Source organism: Syntrophorhabdaceae bacterium (assembly GCA_028713955.1).
Lineage (GTDB): Bacteria > Desulfobacterota > Syntrophorhabdia > Syntrophorhabdales > Syntrophorhabdaceae > UBA5609.
On record JAQTNJ010000353.1, the window covers coordinates 1 to 2655 of the forward strand.

Here is a 2655-nt window from a genome sequence, read left to right on the forward strand (position 1 = left end):
ATGGAGGCGTTCGGCGGCCTGGTCAGGAAAGACCTGACGGAGATGGCAGAGATCGCGCTTCAGTCTGATAAATTTCCAAAGTTGAGCGACTTTTGCGCCGTGTATGCGCAGTCCGAAGCTCTGGATTTAATCCGAAGTAAGACACCAATAGAAGAGCTGATAGCGGGTTACCACTACGCTATGGCCAGGAGGATCAGCACATTGGTGGATAGATCGGGTGTGAAAAAGGATTTCGTCATCATTGGAGGGCTGGCCAAGAATCCAGGAATAATAAACCGGGTGGAAAGTATCCTGAAGATAAGCAGGCTGGCTCCTAAGTCTGAATGGGATCCTGCATTAACACCTGCCCTGGGTGCGGCTCTGTATGCGAATGGTTTCTACAAGAGGCAAGGATAACCAGGTACTGTCAGCGTAATTGTATCTGGTGTTTTGTTTTACATGGCAAATGTTATATAGATAGAATGTGGACTTAGAACGGCATTGGATCCCGATATACGCGATATAAAGGAGGTGAGGGGGTTTCGCGAAGAGAAAGACCTGGCGGGCGTTGCACCGGCCCATGCTTTGCGAGGAAGTGATTCAAATAACATGAAGAATGCTTTGTCGACAGCATGCAGCATGGATTTGTTGATGCTGTAAAGCTTCAAAAAAAGAACCGATAAGGGGGAATTATGAAAGCTTTGACAAAGGTATTATTTGTGGGTCTTTTGGTATTCGGTCTTTACACCTCTCTCATCGCGGCAGATCCGATCCTCCTGGGTGTCCCGACTTCGCTGAAACTCTTAGAGGGCTATGAAAGCCACAGGGCGGTAGTCCTGGCCGTAGAAGAGATTAATGCAAAAGGCGGCGTCACTGTAGGGAACGAAAAGCGATTATTCAAGGTAGAATCACTTGACATTCGGGACGGCGAACCCGGAGTCCCGGTTTCCGAAGCGCTTCTCGGTATCGAGAAAATCATTCTCCATAAGAAGGTATATGCAACACTCGTGGGCAATTTCAGGTCTGAAGCGCTACTCGCTGCTATGGACATCTATTCAAAGTACAAGGTCATCAATATTGGAAGTATCCCGATGTCGCCAAAATTCCAGCAAAAGGTTCTGAGCAACCCGGAAAAATACAAATATTCATTTAGAGTATGTCTTGAAGCAACGGGCCTTTCCAGATACATGAGCGGCTTGATGAAATTGATTGGAAAGGATTTTGGTTACAACAAGGTATTTATAGCCACCCAGGATGTCCTGTGGGCAACGGCAACGGGTTCCATGATGGAAAAATGGTACAAGGATAACGGCTGGACAGTACTTGGTTTTGAGAAGTATCCCACCGGGGCTTCAGATTTTTCTACTACTCTGATGAAGGCAAAATCGGGCGGCGCACAGCTTATCCTGGTCATATTCGACATGCCTACCAGCGGGATCCTCGTTAAACAGTGGAAGAGCATGAAGATCCCCGCCCTGATGGCAGGATATAACGGGCCGCTTATGGGTTCAAGGGCGTGGCAGACCTTTGGAGAAGACATTGAGGATTCACTGAATATCATAGAAGACATAGGCCCTATTCCGGTGAGGGCTTACCCCCCGGCGACAAAATTTTACGAGGCATACACAAAAAGATGGAAAGAAAGCCCTCAGGCAGGCCACGGGGTTGGCGCCTCATACGATGCGGTGTACATGCTCTCTGCTGCAATTGAAAAAGCGGGAACGTTAGACCCAGATAAAGTATCTGCCGCTCTTGCCGAGACCGATATGACAGGAGTGGTGGGCAGGCTAAAATTCGACAAAGGACATCAGTTGATCTATGGAGAAGACCCGAAGACAGGCGGATTAGGTGTTTGGTTCCAGTGGAAGAAGGGTGAAAGGGTTATCGTATATCCTGAATCCGTAGCTGAGGGAAAGATCGTCAAACCTTCGTGGGTGAAATAGACATATGCTCGTATACGGCCTCATAAACAGCGCTGTCCTGGCGGTCATGGCCCTGGGCTTTAACCTCACCTTCGGCATAAGCGGGGTGGCAAATTTTGCCTATGGGGCCATATACGTGGTATCAGGCTTTCTCACCTGGACGCTCATAAACCATCTTGATCTTCCCTACGCGCTTTCTGTGATCCTTACCATTATCATCATCGGTGTCTTCGGGGGGTTTATCTATAAACTCATCATCAGGGGGATCAGGGGGCTTGTGATCTCAGAGGTCATAGCAACATTGGGGATTTCTATTGTGATCCTTGAATACATAGAAGTTTTTTATAACAGTATCCGGAGGCGCTCGGTATTGAACTATTTATCTCTTTATGGAATACGAGAGGAAACATATGGTAGCCTCTAACTGTGTGTCCGTGAAAACGGGAGAAGATCATGTCCAAAAAGGTCACCAGAAGGGAACACATCATCCAGGCAGCTATTGAAGTCTTCGGCAAAAAGGACTTCCAGAGTGCAAGCATTTCTGAAATAGCTCAAAGGGCGGGTATTGCCGACGGCACCATCTATCAGTATTTCAAGAACAAGGAAGATCTCTTCTTCTCTATTCCCATTGAGAAAACGAACGAATTCCGCAGCCAGGTCGAACTACATCTGGAAGGGATCACGGGGGTTTTCAACAAGCTTCGAAAATTCGTATGGTACTTTCTTTATTTCTTTAAAACCAACCCCGAGTATG

General features: G+C 47.4%; 4 protein-coding genes. All 4 read left to right on the top strand.

Annotation, left to right across the window (positions count from 1 at the left end; genetic code table 11):
- Positions 1-396 (top strand): BadF/BadG/BcrA/BcrD ATPase family protein (locus PHU49_16905; protein MDD5245689.1); only part of this gene is annotated, 396 nt, incomplete at its 5' end.
- A gap of 275 nt (positions 397-671) precedes the next feature.
- Positions 672-1922 carry an ABC transporter substrate-binding protein gene (locus tag PHU49_16910; GenBank protein MDD5245690.1) on the top strand — a complete coding sequence of 417 codons (1251 nt, stop codon included), beginning with the start codon at positions 672-674 and terminating at the stop codon, positions 1920-1922.
- Between the two features lie 4 nt (positions 1923-1926).
- Positions 1927-2325: a hypothetical protein gene (locus tag PHU49_16915; GenBank protein ID MDD5245691.1), complete on the top strand. Its 399-nt coding sequence runs from the start codon at positions 1927-1929 to the stop codon at positions 2323-2325.
- Between the two features lie 29 nt (positions 2326-2354).
- Positions 2355-2655, top strand: a 301-nt coding sequence (locus PHU49_16920; GenBank protein MDD5245692.1) for a TetR/AcrR family transcriptional regulator, incomplete at its 3' end; no start/stop codon positions are given.

Bases quoted from the DNA above. Each gene is read 5' to 3' on its own strand.
- PHU49_16915 (MDD5245691.1), top strand. From the start codon at position 1,927: ATGCTCGTATACGGCCTCATAAACAGCGCTGTCCTGGCGGTCATGGCC.
- PHU49_16910 (MDD5245690.1), top strand. From the start codon at position 672: ATGAAAGCTTTGACAAAGGTATTATTTGTGGGTCTTTTGGTATTCGGT.